This window comes from Microcystis sp. M090S1, assembly GCF_020246295.1.
GTDB lineage: Bacteria > Cyanobacteriota > Cyanobacteriia > Cyanobacteriales > Microcystaceae > Microcystis > Microcystis aeruginosa.
The window spans coordinates 1-17,417 of the sequence record NZ_JADBTF010000015.1; the positions used below are offsets into that span (position 1 = coordinate 1).

16 protein-coding genes and 2 pseudogenes are annotated in these 17,417 nt (G+C 45.9%); 12 read left to right on the forward strand and 6 right to left on the reverse strand.

Annotated features, from left to right (window positions below):
• The first annotated feature begins 224 nt into the window (after positions 1-224).
• The 4 genes from cbiT (at position 225) to IM477_RS00690 (ending at position 3,832) form a co-directional block, all read left to right on the forward strand.
• The gene (gene cbiT / locus IM477_RS00675) at positions 225-815 is read left to right on the forward strand and encodes a precorrin-6Y C5,15-methyltransferase subunit CbiT (RefSeq protein WP_002788377.1); all 591 of its coding nucleotides are present in this window, start codon (positions 225-227) and stop codon (positions 813-815) included.
• Between the two features lie 42 nt (positions 816-857).
• Positions 858-1,775, forward strand: a complete 918-nt coding sequence (locus IM477_RS00680) for a phosphatidate cytidylyltransferase (protein WP_044034278.1) — start codon at positions 858-860, stop codon at positions 1,773-1,775.
• Between the two features lie 53 nt (positions 1,776-1,828).
• Entirely contained in the window at positions 1,829-3,346 is a 1,518-nt protein-coding gene (gene cobA, locus IM477_RS00685) for a uroporphyrinogen-III C-methyltransferase (RefSeq protein ID WP_287730063.1), read from the forward strand.
• A gap of 78 nt (positions 3,347-3,424) precedes the next feature.
• Positions 3,425-3,832, forward strand: coding sequence for a 14-3-3 family protein (locus IM477_RS00690; protein WP_002782142.1), 408 nt, complete (start codon positions 3,425-3,427; stop codon positions 3,830-3,832).
• 67 nt (positions 3,833-3,899) lie between these two features.
• On the opposite strand, the gene IM477_RS00695 is transcribed toward IM477_RS00690, so the two are convergent.
• The 5 genes from IM477_RS00695 to bchM all read right to left on the reverse strand — a co-directional run bounded on the left by IM477_RS00695 (position 3,900) and on the right by bchM (position 6,662).
• Positions 3,900-4,247, reverse strand: a complete 348-nt coding sequence (locus IM477_RS00695) for a carbon dioxide-concentrating mechanism protein CcmK (protein WP_002796279.1) — start codon at positions 4,245-4,247, stop codon at positions 3,900-3,902.
• A gap of 104 nt (positions 4,248-4,351) precedes the next feature.
• Positions 4,352-4,660, reverse strand: coding sequence for a carbon dioxide-concentrating mechanism protein CcmK (locus IM477_RS00700; RefSeq protein WP_002732196.1), 309 nt, complete (start codon positions 4,658-4,660; stop codon positions 4,352-4,354).
• 63 nt (positions 4,661-4,723) lie between these two features.
• Positions 4,724-5,206 (reverse strand): peptide-methionine (S)-S-oxide reductase MsrA, encoded by a 483-nt coding sequence (gene msrA / locus IM477_RS00705; RefSeq protein WP_287730065.1) that lies wholly within the window; start codon positions 5,204-5,206, stop codon positions 4,724-4,726.
• Positions 5,199-5,966: a 3-methyl-2-oxobutanoate hydroxymethyltransferase gene (gene panB / locus IM477_RS00710; protein ID WP_287730066.1), complete on the reverse strand. Its 768-nt coding sequence runs from the start codon at positions 5,964-5,966 to the stop codon at positions 5,199-5,201. Before panB ends, msrA begins: the two co-directional genes overlap by 8 nt.
• Before the next feature lie 3 nt (positions 5,967-5,969).
• The gene (gene bchM / locus IM477_RS00715; protein ID WP_002758172.1) at positions 5,970-6,662 is read right to left on the reverse strand and encodes a magnesium protoporphyrin IX methyltransferase; all 693 of its coding nucleotides are present in this window, start codon (positions 6,660-6,662) and stop codon (positions 5,970-5,972) included.
• A gap of 210 nt (positions 6,663-6,872) precedes the next feature.
• Here bchM and pyk point away from each other — a divergent pair, with 210 nt between their 5' ends.
• The 8 genes and pseudogenes from pyk to murI all read left to right on the forward strand — a co-directional run bounded on the left by pyk (position 6,873) and on the right by murI (position 16,984).
• Positions 6,873-8,294: a pyruvate kinase gene (pyk, locus tag IM477_RS00720; protein ID WP_287730068.1), complete on the forward strand. Its 1,422-nt coding sequence runs from the start codon at positions 6,873-6,875 to the stop codon at positions 8,292-8,294.
• A gap of 214 nt (positions 8,295-8,508) precedes the next feature.
• On the forward strand, positions 8,509-9,306 hold the full coding sequence (gene modA, locus IM477_RS00725) for a molybdate ABC transporter substrate-binding protein (RefSeq protein WP_287730069.1): 798 nt from the start codon (positions 8,509-8,511) through the stop codon (positions 9,304-9,306).
• Between the two features lie 132 nt (positions 9,307-9,438).
• Positions 9,439-11,277, forward strand: a complete 1,839-nt coding sequence (gene modB / locus IM477_RS00730; RefSeq protein ID WP_287730070.1) for a molybdate ABC transporter permease subunit — start codon at positions 9,439-9,441, stop codon at positions 11,275-11,277.
• Positions 11,278-11,395: 118 nt separating this feature from the next.
• A complete protein-coding gene (locus tag IM477_RS00735; protein ID WP_287730072.1) occupies positions 11,396-11,848 on the forward strand; it encodes a hypothetical protein in 453 nt (150 codons plus the stop codon).
• Between the two features lie 272 nt (positions 11,849-12,120).
• Positions 12,121-12,396: pseudogene (locus tag IM477_RS00740) on the forward strand (zinc ribbon domain-containing protein); the annotation flags it as partial.
• Positions 12,397-12,491: 95 nt separating this feature from the next.
• Positions 12,492-13,880: a cation:proton antiporter gene (locus tag IM477_RS00745; RefSeq protein ID WP_287730073.1), complete on the forward strand. Its 1,389-nt coding sequence runs from the start codon at positions 12,492-12,494 to the stop codon at positions 13,878-13,880.
• Between the two features lie 253 nt (positions 13,881-14,133).
• A complete protein-coding gene (locus tag IM477_RS00750) occupies positions 14,134-16,032 on the forward strand; it encodes an N-acetylmuramoyl-L-alanine amidase (protein WP_287730074.1) in 1,899 nt (632 codons plus the stop codon).
• Positions 16,033-16,132: 100 nt separating this feature from the next.
• Positions 16,133-16,984 (forward strand): glutamate racemase, encoded by an 852-nt coding sequence (murI, locus tag IM477_RS00755; protein WP_190721794.1) that lies wholly within the window; start codon positions 16,133-16,135, stop codon positions 16,982-16,984.
• Positions 16,985-17,287: 303 nt separating this feature from the next.
• On the opposite strand, the pseudogene IM477_RS00760 reads toward murI, so the two are convergent.
• A pseudogene (locus IM477_RS00760) lies at positions 17,288-17,417 on the reverse strand (IS630 family transposase); the annotation flags it as partial.

The window sequence follows — 17,417 nt, forward strand, 5'->3', positions numbered from 1 at the left end:
CCGCTTGGGATTTACTTCGAGAAGCCCAAAATCGCTGAAACCCAGATATATCAAGGAAAATCATAAATCGAGGTTAACCCTTTGTCCCGTAATGGTTTGAGCCTTTTTTGCTGACCGAAAACGCCTAAGTCCCACTAGAAAAGTCCCTGTTTACTTAATAAAGAAACTTGGACAAATTTATATAATAATGCTTGGTAGTGAAGCTTCTCAATAATTGATTCCCCATGACTTGGTTATATAAAACCCCTGGTATTCCCGATGAATTGTTTGAACGTTTGCCCGGGATTCCCTTGAGTAAACGCGAGGTGAGATTATTGATGATTTCCGCTTTGAGGTTAGGTGATGGGGGGGTTTTCTGGGATATCGGGGCAGGAACCGGCACTATTCCCGTTGAAATTGGCTTATTATGCCCCAATAGTCCGATTATTGCCATTGAAAGGGATGAAGAAGTGGCCAGTTTAATCCGCCGTAATTGCGATCGCTTCGGGGTAAAAAATGTTACAGTTTTTGAAGGCAGCGCGCCCGATTGTCTGCCCAATATATCCCTAGCACCCGATCGCGTCTGTATCGAGGGCGGCAAACCGATTAAATCGGTCCTGCAAGAAGTGTGGCAATACCTGAAACCCAACGGCCGCATCGTGGCTACGGCCAATAATTTAGAAACCCTCTATCAATTTTCCGAAGGCTTTTCTAATTTACAGGCGCGTAATATCGAGATTGTCCAAGCGGCAGTAAATCGCCTAGAAACTAGGGGTATTCAGCAAGTTTTTGCCGCCGTTGATCCCATGTTCATCCTGAGTGGCGATAAACTTTAATTGGGGATAACCTTCCATAAAGTTTTCTTAATCTATATAATTATGACAATGCCGCCTAACTTCTCTGGATTAACCATGCCTTGGCCACGCATTGTCAGCGCTATTTTTGCTATTGCCTTCGCACTGGGAATTATTATCGTTGGGGGTTGGTATTTCACCCTCGGCATCGGTGTTATCGTCTTTTTGGGACAATTAGAGTATTTTCGCTTAGTTCGCGCTAAAGGCATTGAACCGGCCGCTAAAACCACTCTCGTAGTTTCACAATTATTACTACTGACGGCAACTATGGCGGCCCCCCTCACCGATGCCATGTTTCCCCTCGCTGGGGCGTTAATTTGTTTTTATCTGCTCTTTCAGCCAAAAATGGCGACAATTGCCGACATTTCCACCTCAATTCTCGGTCTGTTTTATGGTGGTTACTTACCTAGTTATTGGATTCGTTTACGGGTCGGTTTTTCTCCTGAAAGTGGTCCCGTGGCTATGGCCAGTAACTTACCCTTGATGGGATATTGGCCAGAATCGTGGATGGAACCGAAATTATTCCCGGCCGCTTTGACGGTGACTTTTCTAGCTTTCGGTTGCATTTGGGCCGCCGATATCGGAGCTTATATCATGGGAAAATGGTTAGGGAAAACCAGTTTATCGCTGATTAGTCCCAAAAAAACCGTGGAAGGTTCCTTTTTTGGCATTTTAGGCAGTATAGCGGTGGCCGATTTGGGTGCTTGGTATTTAGATTGGCCCTATTGGCAGCTGACGGGCCTAATTTTGGGCTTATTAATTGGTATTGTCAGTTTATTGGGCGATTTGACCGAATCGATGATGAAACGCGATGCCGGGGTCAAGGATTCCGGGCAGTTAATCCCCGGTCACGGTGGTATACTCGATCGCACTGATAGTTATGTCTTCACCGCTCCCCTAGTATATTATTTCGTCACTTTACTGCTGCCCTTGTTGCGCTAGTAATTTGTATCTTCTCCAGTGCTAAATTAAAGATTAAACCCAAATTTGCGATTATGTCAGGAGTCGTCTATCCCCGGGGTAAAGTTTATCTTCTCGGTGCGGGAATCGGTCAGAGCAGTTTTCTCACCCTGCAAGCGCGAGCCATTTTAGCCACGGCCGAGGTTTTGCTGTATGATGCCCTAGTGGATAGTCAAATCTTCTCCCTCGTGCCGAAAACCTGTGTTTTAGTCGATGTGGGCAAACGGGGAGGACAACCCGGCGCCGAGCAAAATCAGATTAATCGGATATTGGTTAATTATTGTCAAGAGGGAAAACGAGTTATTCGGCTTAAAAGTGGTGATCCGGGGGTTTTTGGGCGAGTATATCCTGAAATGTTAGCCCTAAAGCGGGCTGGCTGTGATTTTGAACTGATAACTGGAATTTCCTCCGCTTTGGCCGCTCCTTTATTGGCCGGAATTCCCCTGACCGAAAAGGATATTAGTCGCTGTTTTGCGGTCTTGAGCGCTCACGATCCCGAGTCTCTCGATTGGTCAGCTTTAGCTAAAATTGATACGCTGGTGCTATTGATGGCTGGTCAATCTTTAGGGCAAATTATTGAGAAATTATGCCAAAATGGGCGGAATATTCACGACTCGATCGCTATTATCCGCCAGGCGGGACGCAAGGATCAACAAATTTGGCGCGGCACTTTAGAAAATATTCTCGCTCAAACCGCCGGGGTGTCCCTCTCACCCTCTATTATGGTCATTGGTCAAGTTGTGGATCTGGCGATTATGTCCTCTCCCCCACCCCTAGGAGGTAAAACTATTGTTATTACCCGTGCCGCCGAGCAAACGAGTCAATTTAGCGAAATTTTGCAAAATCAAGGCGCAGAAGTCCTGGAAATGCCCGCTTTAGAGATTCGTCCCCCCGACCGTTGGCAAGGTTTAGACGATGCCATCGGTGAGTTAAAAAAGTTTGATTGGCTGATTTTAACTTCTGCCAATGCTGTTAATTTTTTCTTTGATCGCTTGACATTTTGGGGAAAAGATGCTAGGGCTTTAGCGACCGTAAAAATCGCCGTGGTGGGCAAAAAAACCAGCCAAGTTTTGCACTCACGAGGATTAAAGGCGGATTTTATCCCGGGGGATTTTGTCGCTGATGCTTTGGTAAACGAGTTTCCCGACCCGATTAGGGGGCAAAAATTCCTCTTTCCTCGCGTGGAAACGGGAGGGAGAGAAGTCTTGGTTAAGGAATTAACGGCCAAAGCCGGTCAGGTGACGGAAGTGGCCGCCTATGATTCCGGATGTCCCGCGCGCATGGATAGGGGCATCTGGGAAGCGTTTCGAGATGGGAAGGTCGATATAGTCACCTTTGCCAGTTCCAAAACCGTCCAGAATTTTTATCGGTTATTGCTGCAAGAAACGGCAGAATTATCGGTTAATTCCCTATTAGAAAAAGTTTGTCTGGCTTCTATCGGTCCGCAAACTTCAAAAACCTGTCAAGAGTTATTTGGTCGTGTTGATATCGAGGCGCAAGAATACACCCTAGAAGGGTTGACTAGCGCTCTAATCGAGTCGAGTAAGACCTGAGATCCTCGCCGCCGTAAAACAGACGGCGATTCCCAAACCTGACGATAAACAAAGCCATAAAAATCTAGGAATCTCCCCATGAGTAACCCTATTATCATTGAAACTGACTTAAAAGATATTCTCGCTAAACTTGACAATCGGTTAGAGCGAATCGAAACAAAACTAGAAGTATTGCCGAAAATAGAGACCGAAGTTTCCCAACTCAAAGAAGATGTCAGAAACCTGAAGGGAATCGAAACAAAACTAGAAGTATTGCCGAAAATAGAGACCGAAGTTTCCCAACTCAAAGAGGATGTCAGAAACCTGAAGGGAATCGAAACAAAACTAGAAGTATTGCCGAAAATAGAGACCGAAGTTTCCCAAATCAAAGAAGATGTCAAAGACTTGAAAGAAAGGGCAACGGCTCAAATATGGGCTTTGATAGTCACTGTTATCGGTGCAACTGTTGCAGCAATTATCAAATTCGGTTTTCTGACTAAAACTTAAATCATCATCAAAAACTAAGTTGGAACTAGACAAGTTCCAACCGATCACAAAAAATTGACCTTGAATATTAACGACGAATCGGAGCGATCACACCGTCGGCGGCGGCACGAAAAGGTTCCACTGCCTCGCTATAATCGATCGGTAAAATAGCCACCACGTTATCATGAGGACGGGGAATAATTACCCAGGTTTCTAAAGCTGCCCCCTCGGTTTTATTGACGGCTTCAATGCCGGCAGCCATAGCGGTTTTTACCTCCTGTACATCCCCACGAATATTGAGGGTAAAACGGGCGCTTCCTGCCCTTAAATAACCAACAATCGTGATCCGTCCTGCTTTTACCATCGCATCGGCGGCCGCTAGAATACCGGGGAAACCTTTGGTCTCGATCGATCCCACCGCGGGTTGGGCTGTCATAAATTAACTCCTAATAACAAAAATCAGATAAGTTTAATTGATAGAATCCAATCTATTTTCCAGTCTTTAACTATAGTCTAGTTTGGGGTAAATCGCTAGGGAAATTAACTGCGAAAACGGTCTGACTTAGGCGTATGCTGCACTGGTAAAACTGCCAGTACATTTTCTGGAGGATTCGGTACGATGTAATGACTGACCACATTACCACCAAAAGCGGTCATCGCCGCCGCTAATCCTGCCTCTACTGCTGGTTTAACCTCGGAAATCGGACCGCGAATCGCCACCAAAAATTCGCCCCTTTCCGCTAGATCAAAATAAACTAGGGTGACTCGTCCCCCTTTAACCATGGCATCCGCCGCCGCTAAAACGGGGGGAAAACCCAACGTTTGAATGACTCCGACCGCCTCGGGCATTGTTCCTGATCTCCTGCGAAAGCAATTTCACATTATACCCCGAACCTGTCTTTATATTTTCTTCTAGAAATCCTCGACCGATCGAGCCTGTTTTTTCTCCAAATACTGTTGATGGGACTGATCGGCCAGATAATAATCTCCTGCGGGTTCGATCAAAGTAACGATATCCTGCTGAAACTTTCCCGATAGTTGTAGTTGACGCTTGCCAGCAGTGGCGATTAACTTTTGTTCCAGGGTGTGATAAAAAATAATCGATCGATATTGTTCTCCCCGGTCCGGTCCTTGGCGATTTAACTGAGTCGGATCATGGATTGACCAAAAAACGGCTAATAACGCCTCGTAGCTTATTTCGTGGGGATTATAGGCAATTTGTGCCACTTCCGCATGACCGGTAATTCGCGATAACACATCGAGATAACTAGGATTGGGGAAATTTCCCCCCATATAACCCACAGAAGTCGCTAAAACACCAGGTAAACGCCGAAATGCGTCCTCGGTTTTCCAAAAACAGCCGGCCCCAAAGGTAGCTTTTTCGCCGCTATTCATTTCTCCTCACATCCTTGGCAAATTCCACCACTGCTTTTGTAATTGTTTCGCTTAAATTAGCATAAACTTTGGCAAAAGGGGGAGCTTTTTCGGTTAATCCTAGGATATCCGCCGTTACCAACACCTGACCATCACAATCTTCCCCCGCACCGATACCAATCGTCGGGATAGTCAATTTATCGGTAATAGTAGCGGCTAAATTGGCGGGAATATGTTCCAAAACCAGGGCAAATACTCCCGCTTTCTCCAAGGCTAAAGCTTCCTCGATTAGTCTTTGTGCATCCGATGGAGTTTTTCCCTGCTGACGGTATCCTAACCGATGGACTGACTGGGGAGTTAATCCGATATGACCCATAACAGGGATGCCTATCTCGGTTAAACGGCTAATAGTCTCGATCATAGCGGGATAACCTCCCTCTAATTTTACCCCTTGCACTCCCGCTTCCTTTAACATCCTTCCGGCGGAGTGAATTGCCTGACTGACACTTTCCTGATAGCTGAGAAAAGGCAAATCACAGACAACTAAAGCTTGTTTTACCCCGCGAGACACGGCCGCCGCGTGGTGAATCATCGCCTCTAGGGTGATCGGTAAAGTGGTAGGATAGCCCAAAGCGGTCATAGCTAAGGAATCACCTACCAAGATAATATCAATTCCTGCTTGATCGAGCAGTCGAGCGATCGGATAATCCCAAGCTGTGAGGGTGACAATCGCTCGTTTTTGCTGTTTCCACTCGATTAATTTGCTGGTGGTGACTGCCATTCTTTATTCACTGCGGACAGCTTCGAGGATACGGGAAAAATAGAAACGAGTGCTAGTCATACTCGTCCGTTCAATTTTAAAGCCATTTTCGTTGAGAGCGGCGACAATAGTTTTTTCCTTGTGTTGATAGGCGCGAGTGGTTTTACTCGGACCGGGGAAAAATTGACCAATTTTCTTGAGAATGGTTAATAAACAGGTTTTAGGGGCAAAACTGAGGATTAAACGGGATTGAGCTAGGGATCCCAGGTGTTTAATCATTCCTAATGCTTCTTCTGTGGGATAGTGAATAAGAACATCAAGACAGATGACTGTGTGATATTGGCCGGTTAATGCTTCTAAATCTTGAACGGCAAAGGTGAGTTTACTGGTATCTGCTAACTCTTTGGCTGCTCTTTCCTTGGCTTCTGTCACCATTTTCTCAGAAATATCACTGGCGAAAATAGTTGCGCCCGCTTGAGCGAGGGGAATACTAAGACTACCGACTCCACAACCGGCATCACAGATTGAGAGATTAGGCAAATTGTCATCACTTTCTAACCAACCGATAACGGTATCGATCGTCTGTTGATGACCGATGCGAATATCTTTTTGTACTTTGTTAACTTCGCCATCCCCATAAATCCGGCGCCAGCGATCGAATCCTGTGGCGTTAAAATAGTCCTTGACTATGGCTTTATCGTCTAATGTGTTGGTCATAACGAAATCTAAACGAGCGGAGATGGTTATTAGTTTATCCTACCTTAAAGCTCTCAACGGTTGCCGCTGATGGCTGACTCCTGACGGCTAAGGAGAGGACTCGGAGCGATTGCAAGTCTGTGGAAAAGCTTAATTTGTTTTCCGCTTCACTTTTAGTTAACCTAAAGTGAATATCATGTAATCGTCCCAAGATTGATTAGTAAGGGTTCCATGTCAATTATTACCCATAGAACTAAGATCGTAGCCACGATCGGCCCTGCGAGTAATTCGCCAGAAGTCCTCAAGCAGATGATCGGTGCGGGGATGAATGTAGCGCGGCTAAACTTTTCCCACGGTAGCTACGAAGATCATGCGAGAGTTGTTACCCTTTTACGGCAAATTTCTCAAGAATTAGACAATCCTATCACTCTCCTGCAAGATTTACAAGGGCCGAAAATTCGCGTTGGTAATCTCCCCAATGGTTCCATTACCATCAACGACGGCGATTATCTCACCCTTGTACCCATGGATGAGTATCGGGGAGAAGCGAACACCGTTTCGATCGATTATCCCTATCTGGCCGAGGAAGCCAAGTTAGGTGAGCAAATTCTCCTTGATGATGGCTTATTAGAGCTAAAAATCGTTGAAATTAACGGAAAAGACCTAAAATGTCAAGTGTTGGAGGGAGGAATTCTCAAAAGTCGCAAGGGAGTCAATCTACCCCGTCTCAATTTGCGCTTACCTTCCATGACCGAAAAAGACAAACAAGACCTAGAATTTGGTCTTTCTCAGGGGGTTGATTGGGTTTCCCTCAGTTTTGTTCGTAAAGGAGAAGATATCAAGGCGATTAAAGCATTTTTAGCCGAGAGAAATCATGCGGATGTGCCAGTGATAGCTAAAATTGAAAAACCGCAAGCGATCGAAAATTTGGAGTCAATTGTCGAGGAATGTGACGGAATTATGGTGGCCCGGGGCGATTTGGGGGTAGAATTAAGTCCCGAAAAAGTCCCCATGTTGCAAAAACGCATTATCAAACTCTGCAACATGAAAACTATTCCCGTCATCACTGCCACCCAGATGTTAGAAAGCATGATTCACAATCCCCGACCGACTCGGGCCGAGGCTAGTGATGTGGCTAATGCGATTATCGATGGAACCGATGCGGTGATGTTATCGGGGGAATCAGCAGTGGGAGATTTTCCCGTCAAAGCTGTGGCTATGTTGGCCAAAATCGCCCATGATGTGGAAGCGGATGTGAAGTTTGATAATGTTCCCCCCAATGAGTCCGATGAAACTCACGCTCTCAGTGAGGCTTTAGTGGCGATCGATCAAACCCTTGATCTCCGTTATATTGTCACTTTTACCACCTCCGGCTACACTTCGCTACTGGCTTCTAAGGAACGTCCCTCGGTTCCCGTCATTGCCATGACTCCCAATAAACGAGTCTATCACCGTCTCAACCTAGTCTGGGGTGTGATCCCGATTCTTCTCGATCATCAGGTGTCTGTCTTTGAGGATGTGTTAAAGCAAACGGAATCAATTCTACTTCAGAAAAATCTAGCGCAATCGGGCGATAAAATCCTGATTATGGCGGGAATTCCCATGCAGAAAACTAAAGGCACTAATTTCCTCAAAATTCACACGATTTCGTAAGTTCTAGGATTCAGGGGTCAGTATTCAGGAGATAGTATTCAGCTTTTTTCTCCCCACACCCCCACTTCCCCACTCCCCCATCTCCCCACCTCCCCATTCCCCACTTCCCCACTTCCCCAAGAAAAACTTTTTGCCGCAAACCCTAGATACAGATTTCGGGCGGTGGATTGGTTGTGATAGATGTATAAATATCGATCGCTTGCTATCAATATTGATGAAAAGACGATATTTTCTGGCTTTTATCGGCTCAATTGCCCTTAGTTGCTTATTATCTCTAGGAATAAACCTTTTTTCATCTACTATCACCACCGCACAAACCCAGACAATTCTAGTTTCTGCCGCCGCTAGTCTCAAAGATGCCCTAGAAGAAATCAAGCCGGGGTTTGAAAAAGCCCATGGCAACATTAAAGTTAACTATAACTTTGGTGCGTCGGGGGCTTTGCAACAGCAAATTACACAAGGTGCGCCGGCCGATGTTTTCCTCTCGGCCGCGACTAAGCAAATGGACGCTTTAGCAAAAGCTGGTTTGATCGATACAAGCACCAGAAGAAAACTGCTCACTAATCGCCTAGTTTTAATCGTTCCCAAGAATTCCACCCTAAAAATCAGCGATTTTCGTTCCCTGACTAACAGTAATGTCCAAAGAATTGCCGTGGGTGAACCGCGCAGCGTTCCCGTCGGTCAGTACAGCGAAGAAGTTCTGAAAAATCTCGGCATTTTAGAGCAAATAAGACCAAAACTGGTCTTTGCCAACTCCGTCCGTAATGTTCTCGCCGCCGTAGAAACTGGTAACGCCGATGCTGGCATTGTTTACATCACCGATGCCAAAATTTCCGACCAAGTAAAAGTAGTGGCTACGGCTGCCAATAATCTCCATTCTCCGATTATTTACCCGATAGCTGTGATCAAGGCCAGTAAAAACCCGCAAGCTGCCAAGACTTTCGCCCAATATCTCACCAGGGCAGCCGCTAAAAACATTTTTGAAAAATTCGGCTTCGGAATAGCCAGATAATTTAGGGGAAGTGGGGTAGTGGGGTAGTGGGGAATTTCAACTAAAACCCCAACACTCCAACACCCCAACACTCCAAGACCCCAAAACCCCAAAACCCCAAAACCCCAAAACCCAACCCCTGACCCCTGAAAAATGCCCGACTTTTCCCCCCTATGGATATCCCTAAAAACCGCCACCATTGCCCTGATAATCATCTTTTTTCTCGGTATTGCCGCCGCTTATTGGATGTTAGGCTATCGCGGACGGTGGAAATCCCTAATCGAGGGAGTTTTCGTCGCACCCTTAATCTTGCCCCCGACGGTGGTAGGCTTCATTTTACTGCTCCTATTCGGCAAAAACGGACCCTTAGGACAGTTATTAGACTTATTTAACTTTCGCGTCGTTTTTACTTGGTATGCCGCCATTATCACCGCGACGGTGGTGGCTTTTCCCCTGATGTACAAAACCACCCTAGGGGCTTTTGAACAGGTGGATGCCAACATCCTACAGGTTGCCCGCACCCTAGGGGCATCGGAAGGGAAAATATTCTGGCGCGTACTTTTGCCCCTCTCCTTCCCCGGGGTATTAGCGGGATTAACCCTAGCTTTTGCCCGCGCTTTGGGGGAATTTGGGGCGACTTTGATGTTAGCGGGTAATATTCCGGGGCAAACTCAAACTATCCCGATGGCGATTTTCTTCGCTGTGGAAGCAGGAGCGATGACTGAGGCTTGGATATGGGTGTTTATTATCATATTAATCTCCCTATCGGGGATTATCGCCGTTAATCTCTGGCAAAGTCAACGCAAACAGCAATTAGGACGACCGGGAGAAAGCAAACCTAACGAGATGGAGGACTGGCTGCCACCCTGGGAGGGTCGGGATTTTGCCCTTTTAGAAGCTGAAAATCAGCATTATAGGGATAAAATAGGCTTATTTGTTGATATAGAGAAATATTTACCCGGTTTTAACCTCTCGGTAACTTTTAACTGCCAAAATCAGCCCCTAGGACTATTAGGGGCTTCGGGATCGGGAAAAAGCCTGATTTTGCGATCGCTGGCTGGTGTGGAAACGCCCTCAAGGGGTCGTATTGTCTTAAATGGGCGCATTCTCTTCGATTCCGAAAAGGGAATTAATCTCCCCAGTCGTCAGCGTCGTATCGGTTTTGTGGTGCAGAATTATGCCCTTTTTCCCCATCTCACCGTGGCAGAAAATATCGCTTTTAGTCTCCCCAAAAACTTATCTAAAAAAGTTATTAAACAGCAGATTGCCAACCAATTGGAATTAGTGCAGTTACCCGGCATGGAAAACCGTTATCCCCATCAATTATCGGGGGGACAACAGCAACGGGTCGCCATCGCTCGCGCTTTAGCTAGTCGTCCGGAAGCTTTATTATTAGATGAGCCTTTTTCTGCCCTTGATACCCATCTACGCGCTCAATTAGAACGTCAGATGATCAAAACTTTAAGTAATTACGATGGCGTGACAATTTTTGTTACCCACAATATGGATGAAGCCTATCGAATATGTGAGAATTTATTAGTTATGGAAAAAGGGCGGGCAATTGCTAATAATTCTAAACAGAAAATTTTTGAGCGACCAGATAGCGTTAGTTTGGCAAAAATTACTGGCTGTAAGAATTTTTCCCGTGCTGTAATTATTAATAATCAACAATTGGAGGCCATTGATTGGGATGTTAAATTACACACTGTTCCCGGGATTCCCGACTATTTAGCTCATACGGGAATTCGCGCCCATCAAATTATTTTTGGTCGAGATTTAGGCGATATTAATACTTTTCCCTGTTGGTTAGCTAATGCCATTGAAGGACCCCATCGGGTGACTCTCTATCTAAAACTTAATCAACCCTCCAACCACGACCGCGATTTTCATATCCAAGCAGAGTTATATAAGGATAAATGGTTAGAAATTAAGGAGCAAGCTTTGCCTTGGACTGTTACTTTATCTCCCCGGCGTTTATTATTATTAAAGTAATGGGTTAATTTTTCTCAAGTGCTGACAGATATAGAGCTTCTAAAATCCCAGACCATCCCGTTAAATACCCGCTCGTGTCATTGGTTAGTAAAAATGTTCTATATGGAGTTATAAAATCATGGCTAAAAAGGAATCTTGTGATTGGATAATGCGAGTGGATTTACACTTACCCACTCCTGATGAAATGCCAGATGAAATGTTAGAAATAGCAGCAGCAATCGCGTGGGTTAATTACCGAGTGGAGGGGCCAGGTTGTCTGTGGCTGATGGTTAATTCCTGCTGTGAACCTAAATTTATGTATCTGCCAGATATCAAGTTAAAACGAATTGCCGAAAGAGCGCATCCAGAGGTAGATATTTACGATCCAATTAACGAACTCCTGCTGTTAGTCAGTCCCAATTGGGAAATATTTCCGGGGGAATTAGTGGGAGATAATGAAACACATTTTTATTACCGAATTAACGTCAAAAAACGAGTAGGAAAATCCTGTGAAGATTGCTGGGAGGTTTGGGGAGAAAAGTTAGGAGAAGTTGGTCGAGAAGGAATGGTAAAAGTAGTGGAAGATGTCTAAAGTGTCGATTGAGTAATTGATTGCTCACCACAGAGACCCAGAGGACACAGAGTTTTTTAAGTAATTTTTCTGATTAATGAAATAGTGTTATATTGGTAGTTAGGATATGGGAAAAAGGCAAGGAAGCGGTAAGGATTTTGTGCTGTCCTTTGGGTGCGGGGTAAAAAATTAGAAGAAAAAGCCCGCAACCCCCTCAGAGGTATTTTAGAGGGCTACATTCCGCACTTCAGAAGGAGGTTCAAGTTATTGAAATAGTTTCAAAAGCCAACAAAAAAACTCAGTTGTATGGTGCGGAGTTAATCGTAGCTGATAGATGGTTCCCCAGTAGCAAAATCTGTTCCAATTGTGGATACAAAAAAGAGTCTCTATCTTTATCCGAAAGAGTTTTTGATTGTGAACAATGCTCTTTTGTTTGTGATAGAGACTTGAACGCTAGTCTCAATCTAGCTTCTTTGGCGGTGAGTTCCACCGTGTCAGCCTGGGGAGTAGATAGTGCCGACACTGCTACCTTGAAGCAGGAAATTAGCTTCAAATTTGCTCATGAGTAGATTTGAGTAAGTTTAATAGAACGGCAAACTTTGAGCAGGGATGATTGAATAGGCCGCAAGCTTGTTAGAGTATTGAGAGTAATTTTGAGCGAGCGATGATACTACAGCCTTTTCTTTCTTCCGCTTGGAGTTTTAACATTCCCCTGTTAGCCTCGGCAGCTACAGCCGAAACTGCCGATAGTGCCTTAGTTTTAGCCTGCGTGCTGCTGAGTTTGACCGTTATTTATTTCGCCTGTAAACTGGGGGGAGAAATATGCGTGCGATTGAACTTGCCTCCCGTGTTAGGAGAATTAGTCGGTGGCGTGATTATCGGGGTTTCTGCCCTAAAATTACTGGTTTTTCCAGAAGGAGGAGCGGGATTCGAGGATTCTCTCCTAATTCACTTCCTACAATCCACTTCCTCCCTCACCCTGGAGCAATCTCCCGCCGTTTTTAGTGCTGCCAGTGAGGTGATTTCCGTCCTCTCGGAATTGGGGGTAATTATCCTGCTGTTCGAGATCGGTTTAGAGTCAGACTTGCAGGAATTAATTCGCGTCGGTCCGCAGGCAGCCGTCGTCGCAGTGGTGGGAGTTGCGGTTCCCTTTTTGGTGGGTACTTTGGGTTTAATCTATATCTTTCATCTGGCCACCATTCCCGCTATTTTTGCCGGGGCAGCTTTAACCGCTACCAGTATCGGCATTACCGCCAAGGTTTTAGCAGAAATAGGGCAGTTATCGGCGAAAGAAGGTCAAATTATCATCGGGGCAGCGGTTCTCGATGATATTCTCGGTATTATCGTTCTCGCTGTCGTTGCTTCTTTGGTGAAGACTGGAGAAGTGCAAATTAGCAAAGTAATTTATTTAGTTATTAGTTCTAGCGCTTTTGTAATCGGGGCGATCCTGATCGGTCGTTTTTTAAGCCCCTTTTACGTTCAATTAGTTAATAGCATGAAAACTAGGGGACAATTGCTCTTAGTTTCCCTGATTTTCGCCTTTATTCTTGCTTATATTGCCCAAGTTATCCAATTAGAAGCGATTCTCGGTTCCTTTGCTGCGGGCCTGGTCCTCGGGGAAACGGAAAAGCGCTCGGAATTGGCAGAACAAGTGTTCCCGATCGCCGATTTATTTGTACCGATATTTTTCGTCTGTGTGGGGGCAAAAACCGATTTAAGTGTCCTTAATCCCGCTATTCCCACTAATCGAGAAGGATTAGTCTTGGCCGCTTTCTTAATTGTCGTCGCTATTTTGGGTAAAGTGGTGACGGGGTTAGCCGTTTTCAGTCAGGAAAAACTCAATCGCTTGGCGATCGGAGTTGGCATGATTCCCCGGGGTGAAGTGGGTTTAGTCTTTGCCGGAGTCGGGGCTGCTAGTGGCGCTTTATCCCCCGCTGCCGATGCGGCCATTATTATGATGGTGATCTTGACTACCTTTATCGCTCCGCCCCTGTTAAGGTTAGTATTTAAAGAACCTACCGCCAGCCCTCAATCAGTGAGCAGTGAGCAGTGAGTTAGGAGCTAGAGGATAGGGAGATAGGGAGATAGGGTAATTTCAACTAAAACCCCAAAACCCCAACACCCCAACAACCAATCCCTGATCACTGATCAGAAACATAGCAGACCATGCCAACGTCCCATAAGCTTGTTTTTATTGATAGTCATTCTCAGAGCATTAACGGAGCTATGGATGGTCAAAAATCGACAAAATTGTCCATTTTTACCGAAAAAAGGTAATTGATAACTGAGCAACGGGAGCATCGATCGTGAGATTTCATTGGTTATTCCTAAGCGCATTAACTTGGTTGCTGGTGGCGGCCCCTGCTTGGGCCGGCAAGCTCGTCTTTTGGCGATTCGACACCAATGAGAATCGTCTGGTGTTCACCACCGACAATCGAGTGCAACCGCGAGCGCAAATGATCACTAACCCCACCAGGATCGTGATCGATCTGCCCGGGATCAAGTTAGGGCAACCCAATATTAACCGGCCCATTGGCAATATCGTCAGAAGTGTCCGTATTGGTCAATTTGATGCGGAAACTACCCGTTTAGTGATTGAATTGGCCCCAGGCTACACCTTTGATCCTCAACAGGTAAAAATTCGCGGAATTTCGCCCACCCAATGGACAGTGGAATTGCCAGAACCCCAACCAATTAGGGAGGAAACGCAACCACCCGTCACCCCTGACCCCACACCTCCCCCCGATCGCGGTTCCACCCGTCCCACTCCCCCACCTCCAGTTAGCCAGACGGACAACAACGATGATTTTCAGGTAACTCGCAATGGTCTTTTTGTCCGTTTAGAGCAAAATGGTGATGAGCGATCGATCCGCAGTCAACGCAGCCGGGACGGCAAAAAAATCGAATTTGAATTACCCGGGGCCACTTTACCCAGTAGTCTCACCGGTCAAACTATCCCCGTCAATCGCTATGGGGTCGGCGATATTCAATTCAGTCAGACTGCCAATCAACGGGCCAAGATTTCCCTGAGCGTTAATAAGGATAGTCCCGATTGGCAAGCTCTCTATAGTCGTTTTGGTGGTTTGGTTTTACTGCCTAGGGGTGGTCTGGGTTCCGTGGATAATATCTCCTCTCCCCCCCCCACTAGCGCCACTAATCCCAATCCCCGTCCCAATAATCCCCCCGCGAAAACTGCCAATAATCCCCCTTCGAGCAATCGTTTGGCCACGATCTCCTCGATCGATCTGACGGGCAATAACGATCGCCTCTTAATTCGCGCGGATTTACCCCTGAAAGCTAACGGCAGTGTTAACCGGGATGGTGTCTATGAACTAAGCATCGAAAATGCTAAGTTAGCCGAGTCTTTTCGCGGTCCGCGCTTTGGTCGCTCTAGTCCCATCTATCAATTGCGGGTACGTCAGGAAAGCAGCAATCGGGTGCTGATTTTGGTACAGACGGCCGCGGGTTTTCAACTGGGACAATTAACTCAAACGGGCAATCAAACCCTAGCCCTAGAATTGCTTTCCTCCCGCAATTCTAGCCCCGTTTCTCAGGTTCCTGACTACACCACTATACCTGTCCCTTTACCCCCCAATACGGGGCAATTTAACCCACCGCCGCGCCCCTCTAACCCCACTCCTAATCCCCCCCAACAACGCAATAGCCGCTTTCTAGTGGTGATCGATCCGGGCCACGGTGGTAAGGACCCGGGGGCGATCGGAATTGGTGGCCTTCAGGAAAAAAACGTAATTCTGCCCATTTCCCTAGAAGTTACCCGCATCCTGCAACAACAGGGCATCGATGTGCGTCTAACTAGAGATAGCGACTTTTTTGTCACCCTGCAAGGTCGCACGGATCTGGCTAACCAGATCGATGCCGATCTATTTGTCAGTATCCACGCTAACTCTATGGGGAAAGCACGACCGGATGTCAACGGATTGGAAGTTTATTACTTCGGTGATCGCCGTTTGTCGGACACCATCCATCGCAATATTGTCCGCAGTGTCGATATGCGCGATCGGGGGGTGCGTCGGGCCCGTTTCTATGTGCTGAGAACCTCGAAAATGCCCTCTACCCTCGTGGAAGTGGGTTTCGTTACCGGCGCTGAGGATGCTGCTAAATTAGCCAATGTCAACTTTCAACGACAAATGGCGGCGGCGATCGCAAGGGGAATTATGGAATATATTCAACGAAATCTCCGTTAATGATTAAATGATTGGAGCATTAGTTTACTGATCAAAAAATCCGTGTTTTAATATCATCAAATAAAGCTATTTTAGATCAGCGTTTTCCTCGATATTATCTATGAGAGAATCACAACTTAGTCCGATTGGTGTGTTTGATAGTGGTGTGGGTGGACTGACCGTTTTAAGGGAGTTGTATCGACAACTGCCCCAAGAATCAATTCTCTATTTCGCTGATACCGCTAGACTTCCCTACGGAACCCGTTCTAAAGGGGAAATTATCGAATTTGTCCGGGAAATTCTCACTTGGATGAGCGAGCACCAGGTGAAAATGGTGATTATGGCCTGTAATACCAGTTCCGCCTTGGCTTTAGAAGAAGTACAGGCCGAATTTAAAGATTTACCAATTTTGGGGGTAATTTTACCCGGGGCAAAAACTGCCGTGCAAAAAGGAAAGCGCATTGGGGTGATTTCTACTCCCGCTACGGCTAAAAGTAATGCCTATAAACAAGCCATTCAAGAAATCGATCCTACTGCCCAAGTTTGGCAAATTCCCTGTCCTGAATTTGTCCCTTTGATCGAGGCTAACCGCATTTTTGACCCCTACACCACGCAGGTGGCTAGGGAATATCTTCAGCCTTTACTAGCAGAAAATATTGATACTCTGGTCTATGGTTGTACCCATTATCGCCATCTTTCCCCGGTTTTACGTCGTCTTTTACCTAGTTCCGTGCGGTTGGTAGATCCCGCCGCTTCCGTTGTCCGAGCGGCGGAAAAAGAGCTAGAATTATTAGGTCTAAAAAATCCCGAAACACCCCTACCTACCAACTTCGCAGTTAGCGGTGATCCTGACACTTTTGCTCGTTTATCTCGTCAATGGCTCGGTTTTTCTCCCCGGGTAGAAAAGGTTTATCTGCAATGTCGGGTGAAGACCCTCGGTTTTACAGATGGGATGAAACAAAGGCCAGTATAGAACAGCGAACCACAGCTAAAAATAAGTGTCTAGTCTCAAGAGCGAAATCTCGAATGACTTCTGACATTGTTAATGGCATTCTAGTTGCGTATTCCGAAGTGCGCTTGCTCTTCTTTTGGGGTCATTAGCCTTGGCAGTCTTTTTTCCTTTAAAGGTCTGGAAGTACTCACGAAAAATAGCTACCATATAAGTATAGCGGCTAGGGTAAACAACCGCTTGAAAAACCCCTGTAGTCTAATCACTACGCTATCTGCACCTTGACAATCAAAGATATGGGGTTCTACCTAATGTTCTAGTAGTCTGTCAAGTTTGAATTGAGGGATAGAGTTTTTTTAATTTAATACGAGCATCAGCAGTAGTAAATCTCCAGTCAACTGAATTTGACTTTTCATTTCGATTTTCTTCCCATGCCTTAATTTCTTGTTTTAAACTA

What these genes read in the sequence shown, in the direction of transcription:
- bchM (WP_002758172.1), bottom strand. Translation starts at nt 6,662, where the DNA reads ATGACCAACACATTAGACGATAAAGCCATAGTCAAGGACTATTTTAAC.
- IM477_RS00690 (WP_002782142.1), top strand. Translation starts at nt 3,425, where the DNA reads ATGAGTAACCCTATTATCATTGAAACTGACTTAAAAGATATTCTCGCT.
- IM477_RS00700 (WP_002732196.1), bottom strand. Translation starts at nt 4,660, where the DNA reads ATGCCCGAGGCGGTCGGAGTCATTCAAACGTTGGGTTTTCCCCCCGTT.
- cbiT (WP_002788377.1), top strand. Translation starts at nt 225, where the DNA reads ATGACTTGGTTATATAAAACCCCTGGTATTCCCGATGAATTGTTTGAA.
- panB (WP_287730066.1), bottom strand. Translation starts at nt 5,966, where the DNA reads ATGGCAGTCACCACCAGCAAATTAATCGAGTGGAAACAGCAAAAACGA.
- murI (WP_190721794.1), top strand. Translation starts at nt 16,133, where the DNA reads ATGAGAGAATCACAACTTAGTCCGATTGGTGTGTTTGATAGTGGTGTG.
- IM477_RS00680 (WP_044034278.1), top strand. Translation starts at nt 858, where the DNA reads ATGACAATGCCGCCTAACTTCTCTGGATTAACCATGCCTTGGCCACGC.
- cobA (WP_287730063.1), top strand. Translation starts at nt 1,829, where the DNA reads ATGTCAGGAGTCGTCTATCCCCGGGGTAAAGTTTATCTTCTCGGTGCG.
- modB (WP_287730070.1), top strand. Translation starts at nt 9,439, where the DNA reads ATGCCCGACTTTTCCCCCCTATGGATATCCCTAAAAACCGCCACCATT.
- IM477_RS00695 (WP_002796279.1), bottom strand. Translation starts at nt 4,247, where the DNA reads ATGACAGCCCAACCCGCGGTGGGATCGATCGAGACCAAAGGTTTCCCC.
- modA (WP_287730069.1), top strand. Translation starts at nt 8,509, where the DNA reads ATGAAAAGACGATATTTTCTGGCTTTTATCGGCTCAATTGCCCTTAGT.
- IM477_RS00735 (WP_287730072.1), top strand. Translation starts at nt 11,396, where the DNA reads ATGGCTAAAAAGGAATCTTGTGATTGGATAATGCGAGTGGATTTACAC.
- msrA (WP_287730065.1), bottom strand. Translation starts at nt 5,206, where the DNA reads ATGAATAGCGGCGAAAAAGCTACCTTTGGGGCCGGCTGTTTTTGGAAA.
- IM477_RS00745 (WP_287730073.1), top strand. Translation starts at nt 12,492, where the DNA reads ATGATACTACAGCCTTTTCTTTCTTCCGCTTGGAGTTTTAACATTCCC.
- pyk (WP_287730068.1), top strand. Translation starts at nt 6,873, where the DNA reads ATGTCAATTATTACCCATAGAACTAAGATCGTAGCCACGATCGGCCCT.